The organism is Bacillus sp. 3255 (assembly GCF_031456485.1).
In the GTDB taxonomy this organism is placed as follows: Bacteria; Bacillota; Bacilli; order Paenibacillales; family NBRC-103111; genus Paenibacillus_E.
In genome coordinates this window covers 223,423-243,148 of the sequence record NZ_JAVDUS010000006.1, presented here as the reverse complement: position 1 = coordinate 243,148, position 19,726 = coordinate 223,423, and the positions used below count along the sequence as shown (strand labels likewise).

Sequence of the window (19,726 nt, the reverse complement as noted above, 5' to 3'; positions counted from 1 at the left end):
CGTTCTTATTGGATCGTCATCTGCTACTCAACCAAACCTGTACGTTCTACGCCTTCTACGAACCAACGCTGCGTGAACGTGTACAAGATCAGAGGCGGGATGATCATCAAGAAAGTCGTGGACATCCGGATCGCTTCATCATTGACCGACGGTCCGTAGGCTTCGGCTTGCTGGCGCAGCGCCGATGCGATCTTCTCGATACCGAGCGATAAAGGGGCCGTTTCAATATCGGACAAATACATGCTCGGTAAATAGAAATCGTTCCATGTCCATATGAAGGAGAACAGGAAAACGACAAGGATGGCCGGTTTGGCTAACGGCATCATAACCTTATAGAAAATCTTGAACACGCCCGCTCCGTCGATGCGCGCCGCTTCCTCCAGCTCCTTCGGCTGTGTAGAGAAAAATTGGCGGTAAATGATGACGAACAGCGCGCCTTTCAAACCGAGACCGAAGAAGGCAGGAACGATAATCGGATAGATCGTATTCAGCAGCCCTAACTGCCTCGCATAAATGATGTTAGGCAAGATCGTAACCTGCATCGGCACAATGAACGTCAGCATGAGGAAGAAAAACAGCACCCGCTTGAACGGGATCTTGAGCCTTGCGAACGCATAACCGGTAACAGCGCACGAGAGTGTTTGCAGAATCGCAACCGACAGCGAGAGGCTTAAAGAAATGCCCAGCGCCTTCGGATATTTCATCCACTCCCATGCCTCTTGAAGGTTCCCGAGATAGATCGTTCTCGGGAACCAATTGACGGCCGGATCGAGCAAGTCGTCCGCATTTTTGACCATCGTCGTAATCATGTGCAGAATCGGCTTCAAATAGATGTAGGCCGTATCGATCAGGATCAAGTAAATGAACAGCTTGAACAGCAGACCTTTATCCGCTTCTCTTCCGATAACCGCATACCGGACTTTGCTGAGCAGATCCAGTATGCCGGCCGTCTGCTCTTCTTTCAATTTGATACGAAACATAGCTTCATCCCTCCAATCGTTTGATGGTTATGTGCGATGCGACTTCGTCACTCGGGCGAAAATGATAAACAGGATGACCAAGAAGAAGGCGATGATCGAGAAGTAAATCCAGAACAACGCACTGTACTGGCCGTACTCGCTTTCCCTTACCTTCGATAAGATCGGGTTGGTCGGGAAGGTGAACAAATCGACAACCGTATAGATCAAGTTGAGGAAAATGAACGGTGTCATAGCGGGAAGCGTAATTTTCCAGAACGTTTCCCAAGGGCCCGCTCCATCGATGCGCGCCGCCTCATACGCCGAGTTCGAAATCGTCTGTCTTCCGCCCAGGAAGATCATGATTTGAACGCCTGAGTACCATAAGATAAGGACGAATGAATTCAGGATGGAAATGAGCGGGTCGGACCATGTGGCCGATAAGTTGGCCTGAATGAGGCCGGAAATGTTGAATTTGGACATGAAGCCGAGATCGCCCTCGCCTTGCGTCAGAAACTCCTTCACGACTTCCCCGGTCGCCAGAATGACGGGAAGGAAGAAGATGGCCCGGAAGAACGTCCGGCCGGGAAACTTCTGATTCAAGATAATCGCGATGAGCAGGGCGAAAATGACGATGATCGGAATCATAAACAACGCCTGGCGCAGAAACGGCAGCAGTTGGTTGTACAGAATGCTCCCGTTCTCGAACAGGATGTACTTGTAATGGGTCCATCCGATGAAGCGCGTCGTCGTCTTCGTCGCCGTGATCGTGACGTCCTGGAAGCTCATGAACAGCGAGTATCCGATCGGGAACGCCATGAAGAAGATGAAGCCGATGAACCACGGGGCGATAAACAGCGTTCCTTCCAAATATTCAATCAGGGTTGACTTCATTCTCGCTTTGCGGTTCATTGGCCTCCTCCTCCCCGAATGGCAACAAAGTTATGTGCCGGTACGACCAAATCGCCGCTCCGGTACTCCGTCAAGTTATAGTTGACGATAATTTTTTTGCCGTTCGCATATGTCGTTTCTTTGACGCCTTCGGCCAGCTTCCGGTGACCTGTAATGAATTGGTCCTGCACGTCGCCGAGCGCCTCATTGTAAAGCTTATATTGATCTGCGGCAAACTTCTCCCAGTCCGGGAAATACGTGTTGTAATAGCGCAAGCCGTAGGAATTCACATATGTCTTCGTTTCCGCGTGCGTGAAGACGAACGATGGCGCCGCCCCGTATTCGATATCGCGCAGGAAATCGTTCACATCTTCCTGACGGTTGTTCACATACTCGGAAGAGTACGTAACGAGCCCATGCGCAGCAATTTGCGCGAATGGAACGGATTCGTCTGAGAACAAATCGTAGGAATTGTCATAGACCATGCCCCGGATGTAATTGACATGCGGCATGGCGTACACATTCGACTTCTCTCCCGCTACGCCGCCCAGCGTATCTTTGACCTTCTTCATAATGCGCTCCTGAATGGTGCGCGCCTCTTCTCTCGACGATCCGTATTCCGTGTTGTAATCGTTATACAGGCGCTGCCCGAGCAGTCCGACGGCAAGCCCGTCAACACCCATCGCCTTGTAGGTAGGCAAATCGTTATCCACCATCTGCTCGACGAATTTATCGCTGACGACCGGCGTCCGCTCACGGTTGAACAGAGGGCTCTGCATCAGCGTGCGGCCTGCCAAGTTCACCATCGCGTTGAACTTCTCGTCGAAGCCGCCGCTCTTCGTATTGTTAAGCGCGTACTGCGCCTCCAAATAGACCGGATATCCCAATCCATGCGCATGGTCAATGAAGGCCTTCATGCCGGAATCGCCGCCAATGTGGGAATCGACCGGGAACGTTCGGCCGAAGGAACTGTATCCGCCTTTCTGCCAGCCGGAGAACGTGAGGGACATATTCTTGATCCCTTTCGCGTGCAGGGCATCGACGATTTGCATGCCCTGGCTCGTCGTCGTCAGATTGAGATAACGGTCGCTGACCACCCCTTTTTCCCGGTCCGCCCCGACGATATTCGTAAACATCGGAATATTCGGATCTTTGACCGTGACGGGCTGTGCGCCTTTCTCCTTCATCAGATATTGGCGGTATGCTTCCGCCATGCCGACGTAGTCCGTCTTCTTGTCGTCCAGCATGTAATACCGGACTGTACGGTCGCTGCCAAACCACTGTTCCCGGTTATAATCGACATATCCCCAGGAGTCCGGAACGTCCGTGTTTCGCGTTGTAAACTGCAGGAAGCTCGAACGGTAGTTCATTTGCGCCCCGACCCAGTTGTAGTTGCTCAGGACGCCGGCTGGCGCTGCGACAATGTCGGCATACTCGTCGCCATCGTGCACGACGGCCAGGAAGCCTTTGCTTCCCGATTTCATGCCGAACACAGGCATCATGATTTTGTTGCGGTTGTTGTTGATTCCCGGAAAGGCGATATCTTGACCGTATACCAACTCGTCATACATTTTGTTGACGTTCAATTCGTTATTTTTGAATCGAACAAGAGCTCCTGCGCCATCGGGAATGAATAAATATCCGTCCTGGCCTTTGGTGTACTCTGCACCCATGAACGGGAACAGTCTGACCCATACGAGCCCCATCTTCGTTTCTTTTACGCCTTCTTGAATAATTTTGGTTTCTACATAATCCTGCTCAACCGTCACCTGAATCGGGATCGTAAACCCGGTTGCCGGCAATTCATAGGTAAGCTTGAAGCCGCCGGGAATCGTTTGGACGTCCATGACCCGTCCGCCTTCTGCCGCCAGGTTCGTCTCTTTGGCCTGCAAAATGTTTTTCGAGAAATCCACATATTGAACCATCAGCGGAGAGGCCAGATGCTTCTTCCACGTTTCGGAAATTTTCTCTTGCGGCCAATCATTCGGATCCGGGTAGGAGCGGTAGACGTTGCCGTTCCGTTTATCCTCGACGATAAAATGTCCGGTCTTCTCATCCATCTTCAGCTTCAACGTGCCGGAGTCGGCCACTTCTTTGAAATCCGCATCGGCCGGCAGCTTGGCCGGAACGCTCTTCACCTCGCTTGCCGTGTTGGCTTGCGCCGCCTGTGCGACGCGCCCGTCCGGAGCTTTGAACTCAATCTTCACACGGGTCAGGAAAATGCCGATGGCCGCCAAGATCAGGATGGTAACGATGATGGCTGTTTTATTCATTTTGATCATCCGGATCATCTCAAGGTCACCTCCTGATACATCTGATAAAGTAATGATCCAAAGTCGCTGGTGAGGCCAATAATAATGAAAATCAACACGCCGATGACAAGCATCGTACAGATCGTGAGGAAAATATTCATGATCGTCTCGCCGAACGTGTAATTATGCACATTCTGGATTTTCCAGAAGATGAGCAGTCCGATCCATACCGTCATGGCGTTCCCCATGAATTGGTAGATCGACGACTCCGACATCGTCATCACATTGGACACGATAGCCAGCGGGATGCCGATGGCGATGTATGGCAGGAGCGCGTAAGCACTGCCGATAAAAATATGCTTGAACCGCCCTTCTCCCCGATAAATCGAGCTGACGAGATAGTTAGCGATAATCCAAGCGAACCAGACGATGAAGAACTGGGTGAACGTGGAGTAAATGTCCACGAACGTTTTCGGATTGAACGAGAAACTTGTCACAAATTGGCTGATTATCAGGGATGCATAAACGCAAAGCAGAATGACGCTTGCGCTCAGATAGCTCCCCTTGTTCTCATAATGGATCGCGGAGAATCCGTCTATCGGGTGTTTCAAAATATGCAGCACAAGCCTTGTGTTCGCGATGAAGCGGTTCTGGCTCTTCGGCCGGTTGCGCCATCTCGTCCGGAACTCGCGATTCGCCGTCATTTTGTCCGCCGCGATGTAGAGGATGATGCCGAGCACCAGCACGCTGGCAATCCAGGAGAAATTTTGCTGCAGCCACAGCATCCTGATCTGCCAGAACGAATCGGAATACCCCTGCTGGTCTCCCGCTTCCTTGAACAAATCTTTCGCCACTTCATACTGCTCTTTCTTGAAAGCCGACTTGGCGAGCCCCAGATAAGCCGGTGCGAACTGTCCATTGAGACGGAGCACTTCTTTCCACGGCTGCTCGCTATCCTCGTAACGGCCGGCCAATGTAAGCTGGTTCGCTTGGTCGACCTTTTGCCCGAATTCCGACAAGCGGAATACTTGCACGATATTCTCCTGATCGTCCAGCACGAACAGCTCGTTCCTGCTGTTCACATCGAGCGCGACCGGGCTTTTGAGCAGCCCGACCTGGGAGGAACCGATCGCAGAGGCGCCGCCCCAGAAGTAGAGCAAATTGCCTGAGGCGTCATAATGGCTGATATATTTATTTTGCTGATCGACTACGATCATGTTACCGCTCTGATCTACGGCAACGTCGCTCAATTGAGGTCCTGTGACGACCCCTTCCGCCGGAACGTCCCATGGGGCGGTTTCCCCGAACGGTTTGGAGGAGCCGCGAAGCAAGTTGTCGCCTTTGACGTTCAGCTTCTTCAATTGATTCGTTGTCGCGGTTCCGCCGGTGACGGTGAAGATGTACCCGTTCTTATCCGTAGCTACGCTGTTGATCGGTTCCGGCCGCTTGGCGACCTCGTTGGCGTACATTGTCTTCGTGTACAGCATTCGCTTCAAGGCATCCAAAGGCGAAAGCGCCGTGTTGTTAGCGCCGAAGAAGCCCTGGAATTTGCCTTTCGGGTCAATCATCACAAGCCCTTCATAACTGCCGTGTACGGCGACATACATGAATTCACGCTCGTCGACCATGACCTTGGCCGGATCGAATACGAACGTTTCGGGGATATAGCGGGATTCCGGACGTTTGTACTCCTGCACCAGCTTGCCGCTGGCGTCCAGCTTGAGCACCCGCTTATTCCCCGTATCGGCGACATAGATGCTGCCGTCACCGGTAACGAATACGCCTTCCGGTTTATTGAAAGGATTGTCGGGCAGTGTAATGTACCTTAGGAGCTTCCCGGTTTCCGTCATATGCACGAGCCGGTTATTGCCCGTATCGGCGATATAAACTTCCCCCTTCGCATCGATGAAAATATCTTTCGGATTCTTCATCGGCGAGCTGATCAGCGCCTTGCTGGCGGGATCCGTCGCGGTCAAATTTTGCCCGATGACACCCAGTGGAAAATATGACGGCTGAAGCCAGATCAGATTGCCCCGGCTATCCTTCGTATAGGTGGAGTACTTCACCGAGGCATATGCTGATGCTGGCCATAGTGCAGCGCATAAGAGGATGCAGGTTATTACGAACAGCCCCCACTTATGGATTTTCATGCTCAACCCTCCGTTTCCATCTCTCTGTGTATAAATTAATTTGCCCAAATAAGCCATAAGGGCGCAGCCGATAGTCCGGGGTGAAATGCTGCCCTTCTTGGCGGAAGGACGCCCAGCTCGTTGTCGCACTCTCGCCGGCCGCCTGATGGAACGGCCCCAGCATATTGCGCGGGCTGCCCATCACTTCGATCTCAATCCTGTTCGGACCCTTGTGAAGCCGTTCCGTGAGATCAAGGCGGTTCGCAGCCCGCCATGGTATATGCCCGGCGTGCTCGCCGTTCACCCGCACCTCGGCGGTCACTGCCGCATAATCGCCAAGCGCAAGCACCTTCCGGCTGTCCGTCAGGTCGTCCGCTTGAACGTCGAAATGATAAATCATGCTGCCGCTGTAGTGCGGATAACCTTGTTCGCACCAGTCTCCGAACGACAATTCTTCCGGTTCGTCCGTTATGCGCCTTGCCTTATCTACGCCGAACGAGCCGATCACATAAATATCCTCCACTTCCATCCGGTTCAGATAGCCGCACGATAAGATCAACTCGTTCTCCCCAGCCTTTAAGCCGGGTAACGGGATCTTGTCGAACGTCCTATCGAGGAACCATCCCTCCGGCCGGTTCGCCACAGGCTCGCCATTAAGCTGGATCTCGTAATATTCCGCCGATTCTACAACGGCATATACGGGCTCTTGCGGTACGGCTGCAGCCTGGAACGTGAATTTGAATTCGACCTTCTGCCCGTCTTGGGGATGAGGCTCGTGAATCCATTTATACCTCTGCTCGATGCCGTTGCCATACACCTGCCTCATGCCCAAAGCTTCCCGAACGGCCCGCTGGGCTTGCCAAACCTCCATCCCGCTCGACCACTCGCCTCCCGCCATGCGGTAGGAACAAATGTCCAGCGTCAATACGTTTGGCTCTGTCCGGGTGAACTTGCACACGGGCCCCAGCTCCTGTGCGACCGCTGCGGGTTGTACAGGCCGTTCCTCTTTCACAGCTGACTGCCGGCTTGACTTATGCCAGACGTACAGCTTGGAATCCGCGGGACCGAACTCCTCCTGGAAGATGGCGCAGCCGTCTTCGAAGCTCGTGGCTACCGCCTTGACCTCGCCGGTCAAAGCACACCATTCCTCCATATGACCGGTTTCGTTCTCCATCGCAACGGAGATGGTTACGCGGCGGCTGCGCTCGCGGTTGTTGTTGACGGCGAAGAGCGCCAGGCTGTCTCCCAAATCCCTTAACATATACAGGAAATCGGAGCATTCTCGGTCATCCGCTTCCCGGATGCTGACCTTCCTTGGCAGCCGCTGCTCCAACGCCGCAATGGCTTGCTCCGCATCCGGAACAAGAGTCATCTGCGGATGTTCGTAGAGGCCGGACAGAAGGCTCGTTTCCCTGCCCTCCAGCATGGCGGGGCGGGGGCCGACCGCGATCGCCCGGCCTCCTCCGTCCAAGAACTGCATCAGCAAGCGAAACGTACTGCCGAGCATCGTCCGAATTTCCGGGATGACGACAACCCGGTATTCCGCTGCACCGACGGTAAGCAGATCTCCACGGACGGCGCCGGTCTCGGCCATGATCGTCTCATCGCCGAGATCGACATCGTAGTGCGCCCTGAGCAGCTTGCCGAGAAATTCGTTGTACGCATGGCCGTACTTGTTCGCCGCCGAAACGTCGGGGTCTTTGCCGCGGGCCGGAAACCCGTAAGGCGCCGTGCCGATCATGCTCCATGCCGTCGAAGCCGGATGCAGCACGAGAACGTCGCGAACCGGACGCCCTTCGCTCAGAACGGCAGACAGTCTGGCGAAATAATGTTCGATGACGGCATTGTATTTCCACCAGCTCGTGTTGTAATTGAAGACCGGCGGATAATCCCGCTTCCGGCATCCCTTGATGGAATAAAGCGCCAAATGCTGGGATCGCAGATTCACGCCGAGCACGAACTGAAAGTCCCCGATCCATCTCTGCCCTTCGAACGTGAAGCCCCAGCCCGTGCAGCCGTAAGTTTCGGTAAGGACGAATCTTCGATCGTATTGATGGGCAACGCTGGTGCATTGCTTGACAGTTATGTATTCGTTCGTCTGTTCGTTCAACATGTCGATGCCCGGAACGTGCTGATAGCGGTAATTGGGCATCACCGCCCCGCAAACCCGGGTGGCTGTGCCCAAATTGTTCTCCCAGAGATAATGGCCGGTGAAGGACAGGTTATGGTTCCCGCACCATTCGCCGATTTGTTTGGAGTAGGATTCGCTGAACCGTTCGGTGATCGTCCGCCAATAATCGTGACGTACCTCTGCGGATCGCTCCCCGTTGAAATACAAGTATGGGACAAGATCCAGCAAATCGTATCCGCGTTTCTCCTGAAAATAATCAGGCAGGGACCAGCTCCACGGCATCCAGCCGCGCCCTTCCGTGAACTTGCAGTGGCGGTCGTGGATGCTCGGTTCGTCGGTGAAAACGCCGCGGACCGTTTTGCCGAAATGCCCGCCCACTTCCCGCTTGTAAGCTTCATACGTAATGTCGATGAACGCCTGCACGGAGTCGGGATTCAACTGATCCGGCGGCGCCTCATCGTTGAACCAGGCGCTCCGCTCCGACACCTCGACACGAAAGACGAGCAGCGCGGCATCCGCATCTCCGTCCGCAGCGGCGGCACCCGGTTGAAGCCGCTCGCAGTGAAGCAATTCCCTGTCGCGGATGACGGCTCTGAACAATGCCACGGCATCATTCAAGGAAGCGGCCCCATCGGCTGCCACTTCAGACGCCGCAGTGCCGCGGAGCACCTCCATTGTCAGGCCCTTGGCACGGAAAGCATCACCGCCGCGCGCCTGCACGAGGCCGCCGGCAAAGCCCGACGGCCAGCGGTCCTCGTCATACAGCCACGCCTGCATCCCGAGCGCCTCCGCGGTCTCCACCGTCTCGCGAACGAGCTCCATCCATTGTTCGCTCATATAGACGGTTTCCAGCCCATCGCGCGAATGAATGAAGAATCCGCCCATGCCTTGGTCCTTCATTTGCCTCACTTGCCGCTTCAGCTCTTCCTCCTCCAAGTCGTCGTTCCATGCCCAGAACGGCAGCGACCTGTATTCGGCGGACGGATTTGCAAATTGGCGGCGCAGTCGCTCAGTCGCTTCCACTCGCAACAGCCTCCTTAGGGGTCTCGAGAATCATGACGCTCTTGGGCGGAAGCGAGAGATCCCCGCTCACGCGCATGCCGCTAAGGAGCTCCTGCTGCTCGTGCTTCCCAGCCGGTATGTTATGCGTTTCGTCGCTATGGTTCAGTACAAAAGTAAACTGCCTGTCTGCGTGCTCGCGGCGAACGATTTCGACGTCGTCCGGTGCTTCCAGTATCGGGGTAATTCCCTTGTTGTCGCAGAGCCATTTCATCCACTGCCGCAGGAAGATCCGGCTTGGATTCGTCGCTGCATACCAAGCGTCTCCGCTGCCGAAGCGGTTCCGGGTTAAAGCCGGAGAGCCTGCATAATAATCACTGCCGAAGGTGGCGATTGTGTCTGCACCCTCCCCGTGGACCACCTCGCAGAGCAGCCCGCAATCGTAAGAGCCACTCAGCTCGCCCAGCTCCTGCAGCATAGCCAGCGAGTTTCGCTTGTCGGGATGCAGCGCATCGATTTCCTCCACCCAGATGCCGAGCAGGCTGCGCAGCTGTCCAGGATACCCGCCTGCCGTCACCAAGTCGTTCTCGTTCGCAATGCCGCTGTAACATGTCGTTACGAAGCTGCCCCCTTGCCGGACATACGCTTCCAGCTTCTCCGCATAGCCAGGCTTCACCATATATAACAGCGGGGCTACGACCAGATCGTAGGGTTGCAAATCGGACCCCGTCTGGACGAAATCAACTTGAATATGATTCTCATAAAAAGCGTCGTAATAATGCTGAATTTGATCGAGATATTTCAGATGTGCGGAAGGACCGCCTCCCAGCTCAACCGCCCACCAGTTTTCCCAATCGAACACAATGGCGACCCGGCTCTTCACACGCGCATCCAGCAAGCGATCGCCGAGGAGCTGCAGCTCCGAGCCCAGCTCCGCGCATTCGCGGAACACGCGCGTGTGCTCATGGCCGGCATGATCGATGACCGCGCCATGAAATTTCTCGTAAGCGCCGAGCGAACGGCGCAGCTGGAAAAACATGACCGACTCCGCGCCCCGGGCGATCGCCTGATAGCTGCGAAGCCGCATGACGCCGGGCCGCTTGGTCGGGTTCACCGTCTTCCAGTTGAGCACGCTCGGCGTCGACTCCATCAGCATGAAGGGGGCGCCGTCTTTCAGTCCGCGCATGAGATCGTAACGGAGCGCCATATAGCTTTCCGGCGTCTGGTTTTCGGGATATATATCGAGAGCGACGATGTCCAGATAAGGCGCCCATTTGAAATAATCAAGCGGCTTATACGTACCGTTCCCCTGGAAATTGGTCGTGACGACCGCATCCGGGATGACCGATTTGATCGCGTTATATTCAATGAGATAACAAGCCAGCCAACTGTCGCAATTAAAACGGTAGAAATCCAATGTCATGCCTTGAAAAGCCGTTTGGTCGGAGTTCCCTCCTGAGAGCCCCTCGCTTAATGCGCTCGGAAGGACGATATCCTCCCAGTCATAGTAGGTATGTCCCCAGAATCGCGTATACCAAGCCTCGTTGAGCTTATCCAGCGTACCGTAGCGGTTCTTCAGCCACTCCCGGAACGCGTTCTCACAATTATCGCAATAGCAGCGAATGCCGATTTCATTGTTCACATGCCACAGCAGCAACGCCGGATGTCCTTTATACCGTTCCGCCAGCCTCCTTGCCAACTCGGCGGCATAATGGCGGAACGTCGGACTGTTCGGACAGGAGTTGTGCCTTCTTCCGAACTTTCTTTTCTTGCCGTCGGAGGTAACGGTCAGAATGTCGGGGTACTTCCTTGCCATCCAAGCCGGATGCGCCGCCGTTCCCGTCCCCAAGCATGCATGCATGCCGTTCGCCTGCAGCTTGTTCATCACCTCGTCCAGCCATTCGAAGCGGTACGTCTCCTCATCAGGCTGGTTGAGCGCCCAAGAGAATACGTTCACCGTTGCGATATCGATGCCGGCAAGCTGAAACAACCGCATATCCTCATCCCAGATTTCTTTGGGAAATTGCTCCGGGTTGTAGTCGCCGCCGTACATCATTTTGGGAAACTTCCTGCTGATCATTGTCCCGCCCCCTGCATGATTAATCGGCCGTCCTTCATGCTGCTGACCGCATCCTGCTCCGGCCACCGCTTGCTCAGCTGCATCGGCGACGTATCGCGGGCGGAGAACGGCTTCAGCCGCAGCCGGAATGTCGCATCCTCGGGTTGGAGCAAATACCGCTCCAGCGGAGGCGCTTCCCCGCAGCTGTGATTGCCGATAGGCGCTTGCCTGTAATCCATGTTCACAATCGTCTCCTGCAGCCGGACTAAGTCTGTCGTATGCTTCGCAGCTGCAACATTCGCCGTGGCATAGTGGCTCACGCTTACATCGAACATCGGCATGCCGCCGATGAACAACCCTGTGCCAAGCGCATTCGTGACCGCCGCCCACCGGGCATCGGCTTTATTCCCGTGCTCCTGCGGCTTAATGTACGGCACATACTGATCTTGAACCGATCCGTGATACACACCGAGCCTGCCGCTCGTCTTCCGATCGATATAACATTCGTGCGGGCCCAGCCCGAACCACGAGAATCGATCGAAGCCGCCGGGCATGACCATTTGCAGGCCCAGGCGCGGCAGAGGCGGCAGAAGCGGCAGCCCGGAACGCGGCTTCACATGTACGGTCATGACGACATCTCCCGATCCGTATACCGTGTAAGCCACGCAGGTTTCGAAGCATGCGCCTAATCCGGCTGCGCCCAACGTCGCTTTCACCTTCATCTGCACGGACTGATTCCCGTGGGGAAGGATCGTGAACGACTTCACCCGCTGCTGCAAGGCATCATACCCGGCCTTCTTCCACTCCTTCGACTGGCGGGAGTCGTTATCGATCGTGGCGCGCCACATATTAACGACGGGACCCGCTTCAATCAGCGGCAGTCCGTTATATGAGAAGTCGGTCAGATGGCCGCTGTTTTTGTCCCAAACGATGTGGAAGTCGTTCCCGTGGACGTGCACCTCATGCTGATGATCCGCAACCCGCAAGCCGGGCATCGACTTCATGCTGACGTGCGGAGCGGCTAACTGCTTAGCGGCCAGCGGCAGCTCTGCCCAGGCCACCTCATGCCCCCGCTGCGCCCAGCGTGTCTCACGCCGCAGCGTGACCCGCAGGCGAAGCCAGCGCTCGCCTTCCAACCGTTCGTACGCCTTGCTGATGGGGACGACGATCAAGCCCTTGCCGCCGGCCGGTACATCCGGCTGCGGCAGCTCGCCTTGCTCCACGACTTCGCCGTCATGCAGCAGCTGCCAGAAGAAGTCGAGGTGGTCCAAGGACAAGAAATCGTAGCGATTCTCGATGAGAACCGTGCCCGCGTGCAGATCAACCGCTTTGATTCTGACGGGCTCAATCACTTTTTTGAACTCAATGAGCGAAGACTTGACCGTACGGTCCGGGAAGACGAGACCGTCGATACAGAAGTTTCCGCTGTGCGGATGATCTCCGAAATCGCCGCCGTACGCGTACCATTCTTGCCCGTCTTCCGTTTGCCTGCGCACCGCCAGATCCGCCCATTCCCAGATCAAGCCGCCGAGCAGCCGCGGATACTCGTCGATCGCATCCCAATATTCTTGCAAATTGCCTGACGCATTCCCCATCGCATGCGCGAATTCGCACATCAGGAAAGGCCGCGGATCGTCCGTTTTCTTCCCTTCTTCAATCAGCGCATCCAAGGAAGGATACATGCAGCTCACAATGTCTACGATTGCGGCATCCCTGGCCCGTTCGTAATGAATCGGACGTGTCGGATCGGCCTGCCGCACCCACGACGCCATGGCGTCATGATTGATGCCGTACCCCGATTCGTTACCAAGGGACCAGATGATGACCGACGGGTGATTTTTATCCCGTTCCACCATATGGCGCGCGCGGTCGACAAACGCTTCCTGCCAGCTCGCGTCCTCAGCCAGATGGCTTTCATTGCCGATAAAATGCATGCCATGGGTTTCCAGATCGGCCTCATCGATAACATACAATCCGTAACGGTCGCATAAATCAAGCCAGCGCGTATCATTCGGATAATGGGATGTGCGCACGGCATTCATGTTGTGCTGCTTCATCAGGCGGATGTCCTCCACCATCGATTCAAGCGGAATGGCGAAACCTAGCGTGGAATGGAACTCGTTCCGGTTCACGCCTTTGAGCGTAACCGGCGTACCGTTGACCAGCAGCCGCCCGGCTTCGACGGCAACTGACCGAAACCCGACGGAAACGCTTACAGATTCCAGTGAAACCCCCGTTTCATCCAACAGCTCCAACACTAAGCCGTACAAATACGGATCCTCTGCCGACCACTTGCGCGGTGCCGTTACCGGGATGCGCAGCGCCAGCGTCTCGTCGCCGGTGATCTGAAGCGGATCGGCCGCTTCACGGTGAATGATCTGGCGCGTCTCATCCCATAGGGTAAGACTTACACTACAGCTGCCCGTTGCCCCGGCATAACGTTTCAAAGCGATCCGCACGTCAAGCTCGGCATCTGGGGAATGTTGAAGGAAATGCGTTTGCACGGCAACGTCCCGGATATGCACATCAGGAGTCGCTTTCACATACACATCGCGGAAGATGCCGCTGAGCCGCCATTTATCCTGATCTTCCAGATAACTGCCATCGCACCATTGGTACACCTGGACGGCCACGATATTTTCTCCCGCATGCAGCAGGGAAGTAATCTGAAATTCATGGTGCAAATGGCTGCCCTGCCCATAGCCTGCCAATTCTCCGTTCACCCATACGTGGAAAGCGGAATCAACTCCTTCGAACACGAGGAATACTTGCCGGTCCTGCCAAGCGTCCGGAATATGAAAGCTTCTGCGGTAGCAGCCATGCGCATTATCGCCGGGTATATGCGGCGGGTCGATCGGGAACGGATAGTAGCTGCTGGAATAATGCCGGCGTCCGTATCCCTGCATTTGCCAGTTACCCGGTACCGGAATCGTAGACCAATGATCGGATTCGTATGCCGGATCGTAGAACGACTGGGGTGCTTCCGCAGAGCTGGAGGCATATAGAAATCTCCAGCTTCCGTTCAGCGACTGATAGTATGGCGAAAGCGCCCGCTCGTTCGTAAGCGCCGTCGCAGCGTCTGCATATGGAATGTAGCCGGTACTCGGAGGCTCCGCATAGCGCTCAAGCACGTTAAGATTCTCCCAATCCGGCATTTCTTTATCTATCATGTGATCTCCCTCCGATTTATCTCCGTCATGCCAACCTGTCTCGAAACCGCAAAGCATGATGAAGTACAAGCGCGGTAACCCATGACGGGTTCCATTTGTTGCTGTGTCCTCTGTGATTCCAATACGTTTGGAATAAGCCTTCCCCTTGCTCCCCGATCACCGTAAAGCCCCATTCGCCCGGCTTCGTGCATATGCACTGCCCCATCGCGTCCAGCACCGTCCGGCCCCAGTGTTCATACTGCTTATTTCCAGTCAGCTTGCCGAACTGCCAGAACTCATAGGACGGAAAGAAAACATCCAGGTGATGATTCTGCACGCTGACCCCCGGCCAGCCCACGGCGCTGAAACCCGTTTCGCGAAATGCCGAGCCCCGATCATAGACCGGGTTCCACATAAAGACGAAGGTTAACAGCCAGTCGCCGGAAACTTCGGCCCATTGCCGGTAGCGGTCATTTCTTGTCAACAAATACAGCTCGTAGGCGGCAAGGAAGAAGTACATTCCCGCTTCCTTATCCTCACACTTGGCGTCCAGCGTGGACCGGGCGAACGGCCTGTCGAACGTTTCGGCATGAAGCTCGTAATACCGCTGCATCATCGACTCGGCATATTCCAAATAGGTGGGCTCCAATGTCATCCAGTACGTTTTCACCAAAGCGATCAAGCAGGGAATGCCCGCTGCCGTAATCATCTCATCCGCCGGTGTACCGTCCATCCGCCAAGCGGATGGGAAGATGCCCGAAGGCAGAGCGCCGTTCAAGAAGAAATCGGCTGACTCCCGCAGCGCCTCGATCCAGGCCGCCGGAACTTCCCGGCCGCTCTCCCGAAACAGCAGCGCAATTTCGGCCAAGTCGGCCATCGTCTCGCCATAAGCCCGGCTTGATGCCACCGGCAGCTTATTCCAGTGGAAATCGTCCCATACCCCGTCCTCCAGACGATAGGAGCTGTGCCGTAAACCCGGTACGCCAGTGCGGCTCCCCGTCAAATAAAAATCGACGGCTTGCGCACATTTGGCAATACGCTCTTCCTGACCTTGCTCGAAGCCCAGCTTCGCATCGCACCAGGACAGCTTAAGACTTTGCCCCGTCCAACCGTACATATAATGCAGCGGATGCTTGGAGGCGTTGCCGAAAGCATTCGAATCGGTGAACTTCACATATCCGGCAGCCCCGTTCCTGCCGGTTCGCCAGCGGTCGTCCATCGCATTCGTCTTCAAGCCGATCAGCTCGTCGAGCGTATGCGGCTGCTTGCCTTCAGGCTTCAGCAGCTCCATCCCTTTGCGAACAATTTCACGGTAGGCATGACCGGTATGAGGGACAGTGCCCCAGTCCAGCGCATACGCTTTGGTCAGGGAGAAGCCCTGCGCCCAATCGAGATATCCCCCCGAATACGATTCGGTTCGATTTTTGGCTATATAATAGACGTCCTTCTCGCCATTAAACATGAGTACTCCGCTAAGCGCAGCCGCTGTGGTAGCCTCATCCTCCCGGATGGCCCCAAGCGAGCCGTAGTGCACGGTTCCATCCGCTTTCTCCACGTAATCCGGTACGGAAAACAAGGAGAAATACCGCGTGTCCTGTTCCTCCCACTCCACATTCACGCAAGGAATGGGCAGACGGTGCTCTTCGCAGATGAAGCCTTGGCCCGGACCCTCACCCAGCCGGGGAACGACCCGGTTCGGATCGGAAGAAGGATTGTTATTGTAGATCATGTGTGGGATCGTCACCTTCTCCTTGCTCCGCCTCGGAAGCCGGAAGTAGAGACCGACGGCCGCATCCCGCAGCTCGCTTCCACTCCGGTTCTCCCAATTAGCTCCGATCCGCAGCAGATCGTTGTCGTCGAAGGCCAGCTCCAACGTGACAGACAACTCGCCTAATTCCCCATCGATCCGAATCGATCCTGCCCCGTTTTCCACACCGACGTTCCGTAGACCCGGTGTATCCGCGCGCCACGGCCTGCCGGCCGAATAGATCAGCATGTCTTGTAACCGCCCCTTGAAGTAAGGGGAACGCTCACCCTCCGTTGTCAGCATGAGCTGTATTCCTTCTGGCGTATCCGCTACTTCGGCTCTTCTCCTCCGGTTGCGGCTAACAATGGCGTGCACTTGACACACTCCCCTTTCTTGCTGAACAAAGCTAACAAGAGTCGGTCCAATGTCGGATTGAAGCCTACTCTGCCCATTAGCGGCATGCAGACGAAGATCACCAGACCTTGCCCCAATCGTTTGAGCCCGACCACAGGCAGCTTACGCTTCCCGCTTGCTCCGCTGTTCGGCTGATAAGCGAAGACGATGGGCTCGATTCCTTCGCCCTGCAGATGGCTGTTGGTCACGCCGTCGATCCGATCGGTCGTCAAATTATATAGATAAGAGAAGTCATCCGGCTGCAGGCCCGGGATGTCGAGCTCTCCGGCTTGTATAGAAAGCGTATACACTTCTCTTAATTTCACGGTCTGAACTTGCGTTTCATCCAGATCCCACACACCGTTATCCGAGTGTTTCAATAAACAAACGGCCGTTGCGCCACTGCGTATTTTCGTCAGCAAGGAAGCTCTGTGCTGTTCGAATACTTCCGGCGAAGTGACGACAAACGTGCTGCCCGCCGCCGCTTCGTTCGAATAACGCTCTCCTGCAACTTGCAGCAGCGACCCGACAAGCTCCGATGCCGAATCGAGATAAACGATTTTCGCTTGTTTCGGATAGCCCGCTCTCGCGAAGGCATCAAATGCGAATCGTTCGGCGTTGAGCGTATTCCCGTTCTCGTCCAGCAGGTTCGCATCCACATACAAAGTCTTGCGGTCAGCAACCGTCGGTACGGAGAATCGGATCGAACCTCCATACTGGGAGGAAGCTACCGGTATAGAGGCGGCTATTTCGTAATGGCCGTATTCCCTGGAATCGTCCCGCAGCGTCGCCACGATGCGGCAGCGTCCGTATTCCTTCGCCGTATCGTTCAGAAGCCATGTCTCAATCTCCAGCGTTTCGCCTTCATACGCCTTCCACCGGTCGCATCGCAGGTTCACGCGCACAGGCTCCAAGCATGCCTTGTAAGTAAAATATGCCGGTTTGGGTATGCGGTCGACGCCTACAAGCGCTTTCATCCAACCTGCCGGCCAAGCATCGATAAGCAGGTGGATGGCTGTCGACACGATTCGGTCGGATCTTCTGCGCCAAGCATCCGTCATCAGCTTCGTCGCCAGACTCTGATGCTTCTGGCTAGCCTCGATCCATTCGCGCAGCGTATGCTGCTCGGCGTACCAATCGCCGTGAAGATTGTACGTTTGTGCGCCATGGATCACATTCGGCAGCCATTGGTCCTCTTGGGAGGCGGGCAGCCAGTCCTTCGGATAGCGGGCATGCATCAGTTCCGCATGATCCAGTCCTTCCGTCCCGTACTCGCCGCACCCGGCCTTCCAGCCGTCTCTGATCGTCGGCAAGTAGCCTTTATACATTTTCCCTACCGAAATCACATTGTTCGTATACCACAGATTGTAGCAATGGAAATCGGGCAGTCCCTCACGGGTTGGCGGGTTGTAATCACCCTCCGCATTTTTCACGACACGGTCGGGATTCTCAACGAAGATCGCCTGCCTGGAAGCAACGAAGAAGGCTTCGAGCTCATTCCGGTGTAAGAAGCGGTGCCCCTTGCGCCGTTTCTCCGTCCGTGAAGGCTCATTGATGAGCGAGACCATGATGGAGGACGGATGACTGCGGATCAGACGCTCCATCTCCGCCGCCTGCTTCACCCCTTCGACGAACTGGTTCCGGCGAATGAATCCGAACGTAGGCAAATCGCATTGATGCATCATGCCGAGCATATCGAAATAATCGTAAATCTCTTCTTGCACCGGCCGCTGCGTAACCCGATAGAAATTCATATTCGCGATCTTCGCGATCAGGATATCATCGATAAGCTGATCGAAATCGTTGTTCATGACGCACTGCTGCAGATGTCCCATTTCATTAGCGCCACGCAGTATAATCGGTTTATTGTTCAAATAGAGCGTGCCTTTCGAAGGCTCCATTTCGTCCATATGGAATTTGCGCATACCGAAAATTCGATCTCTGCTGTCCGTGCAATCTTCGCCGTTCCTGATCTGAATTCGCGCCGCATACAGCAGCGGAGAATCGGGCTCCCATAATTGGAATGACGGGAAATCCACCTTGTAGCGGAAATAATTGATGCCCGGTCCGGCATAAGCAACCGTGAACGAGATCGGGCCGACGCCTTCGCCCTCGAAATTGTTCGGCATGATGTCCAGATTCAGCTCGAAATTTTCCACAATTTGCGTCGTCGTGTTCACGGCATCGATCCATACTTCCACCGATCCGCTGTCAATATCCGGCCTTATGAACACGTCCTGGATGAACAACTCGGAACGCTGTTCCAAATAAACATGATTGTAGATCCCCGCTCCCGGCGGGCAGTGGTTCCAGCCGTCGTTAGGATCGTCCCAGCCCGGACCCGTCGCTGCATAAATTTTGTCGCCATCGAGCTTCGTTCCGCCGACACCCATCATCGGGAAATCGGTGTGCACCTCAACGACCAATGTGTTCTGCTCTTGCAAGAAATCGGTCACATCAAATTCAAATGGCGCGAAGAAGCCTTCGTGACTGCCGATGCATTTGTGATTCAAATAAACTGTCGTTTTATAGTCAACACCCTTGAACACGATGTAAACCCGTTTGCCGGCAGGAATAGCGGGATACGCAAACTGGCTGCGGTAAAATCCGGTCCACTTGCCTTTCTCCCCTGTAGGACCGCGGAAATCAGGAATCGTGACTTCCTCCCAGTCCCCCGCTCCCTCGAGCACACGGGTAAAATCGGTATCGGCCGGTGTCTGATAGCGGAATTGAAACTTGCTGCATAGCTGGCGGTCCCGCTGAAAAGCCGAAGACGGTGCCAAGCTGCGCATATACGGGCGGTACTTCTGGCGCAATTGCTTCAGTTCTTCCTGAAAGGCAGCCAACTGCTCGTCGAACGTTAGGCTGACGGTACGCATAGCCCCTTCCGTTCCCGGTGCGAAATATTTTTTCTCATATGTGATAGGCGGAATGTCCCGCAGTTCCTCTTTATTTCCGGGATGCTCGCGAAACGCGATTTCCGCGAACTGATCCAAACGTTTTGTCGGCTCCAATCAGAT

Annotated in this window: 9 protein-coding genes; all 9 read right to left on the bottom strand. The window is 55.2% G+C overall.

What is annotated here, in order from left to right; translation table 11 throughout:
- Positions 1-23: 23 nt before the first annotated feature.
- From J2X61_RS11685 to J2X61_RS11645, 9 genes are read right to left on the bottom strand one after another with little or no spacing between them, the layout of a single operon-like run.
- Positions 24-980 (bottom strand): carbohydrate ABC transporter permease, encoded by a 957-nt coding sequence (locus J2X61_RS11685; protein ID WP_274469926.1) that lies wholly within the window; start codon positions 978-980, stop codon positions 24-26.
- Positions 981-1,007: 27 nt separating this feature from the next.
- Complete coding sequence (locus J2X61_RS11680) at positions 1,008-1,868, bottom strand: carbohydrate ABC transporter permease (RefSeq protein WP_274469927.1); 861 nt, start codon at positions 1,866-1,868, stop codon at positions 1,008-1,010.
- Positions 1,865-4,138, bottom strand: a complete 2,274-nt coding sequence (locus J2X61_RS11675) for a DUF5696 domain-containing protein (protein WP_310187893.1) — start codon at positions 4,136-4,138, stop codon at positions 1,865-1,867. Before J2X61_RS11675 ends, J2X61_RS11680 begins: the two co-directional genes overlap by 4 nt.
- On the bottom strand, positions 4,135-6,249 hold the full coding sequence (locus J2X61_RS11670) for a YIP1 family protein (RefSeq protein ID WP_274469929.1): 2,115 nt from the start codon (positions 6,247-6,249) through the stop codon (positions 4,135-4,137). The genes J2X61_RS11675 and J2X61_RS11670 overlap by 4 nt, the downstream gene beginning before the upstream one ends.
- Positions 6,236-9,382 (bottom strand): glycosyl hydrolase, encoded by a 3,147-nt coding sequence (locus tag J2X61_RS11665; RefSeq protein ID WP_310187890.1) that lies wholly within the window; start codon positions 9,380-9,382, stop codon positions 6,236-6,238. Before J2X61_RS11665 ends, J2X61_RS11670 begins: the two co-directional genes overlap by 14 nt.
- On the bottom strand, positions 9,369-11,438 hold the full coding sequence (locus tag J2X61_RS11660; RefSeq protein WP_310187889.1) for a beta-galactosidase: 2,070 nt from the start codon (positions 11,436-11,438) through the stop codon (positions 9,369-9,371). Before J2X61_RS11660 ends, J2X61_RS11665 begins: the two co-directional genes overlap by 14 nt.
- Positions 11,435-14,587: a beta-galactosidase, LacZ type gene (gene lacZ, locus J2X61_RS11655; protein ID WP_310187888.1), complete on the bottom strand. Its 3,153-nt coding sequence runs from the start codon at positions 14,585-14,587 to the stop codon at positions 11,435-11,437. Before lacZ ends, J2X61_RS11660 begins: the two co-directional genes overlap by 4 nt.
- Before the next feature lie 25 nt (positions 14,588-14,612).
- Entirely contained in the window at positions 14,613-16,688 is a 2,076-nt protein-coding gene (locus J2X61_RS11650; protein ID WP_310187886.1) for a hypothetical protein, read from the bottom strand.
- Positions 16,643-19,720, bottom strand: a complete 3,078-nt coding sequence (locus J2X61_RS11645; RefSeq protein ID WP_274469934.1) for a glycoside hydrolase family 2 protein — start codon at positions 19,718-19,720, stop codon at positions 16,643-16,645. The genes J2X61_RS11650 and J2X61_RS11645 overlap by 46 nt, the downstream gene beginning before the upstream one ends.
- Positions 19,721-19,726 lie beyond the last annotated feature (6 nt).

Excerpts from the sequence above, each read along its gene's own strand:
- J2X61_RS11660 (WP_310187889.1), bottom strand. The coding sequence starts at position 11,438 with ATGATCAGCAGGAAGTTTCCCAAAATGATGTACGGCGGCGACTACAAC.
- lacZ (WP_310187888.1), bottom strand. The coding sequence starts at position 14,587 with ATGATAGATAAAGAAATGCCGGATTGGGAGAATCTTAACGTGCTTGAG.
- J2X61_RS11685 (WP_274469926.1), bottom strand. The coding sequence starts at position 980 with ATGTTTCGTATCAAATTGAAAGAAGAGCAGACGGCCGGCATACTGGAT.
- J2X61_RS11675 (WP_310187893.1), bottom strand. The coding sequence starts at position 4,138 with ATGATCCGGATGATCAAAATGAATAAAACAGCCATCATCGTTACCATC.
- J2X61_RS11670 (WP_274469929.1), bottom strand. The coding sequence starts at position 6,249 with ATGAAAATCCATAAGTGGGGGCTGTTCGTAATAACCTGCATCCTCTTA.
- J2X61_RS11680 (WP_274469927.1), bottom strand. The coding sequence starts at position 1,868 with ATGAACCGCAAAGCGAGAATGAAGTCAACCCTGATTGAATATTTGGAA.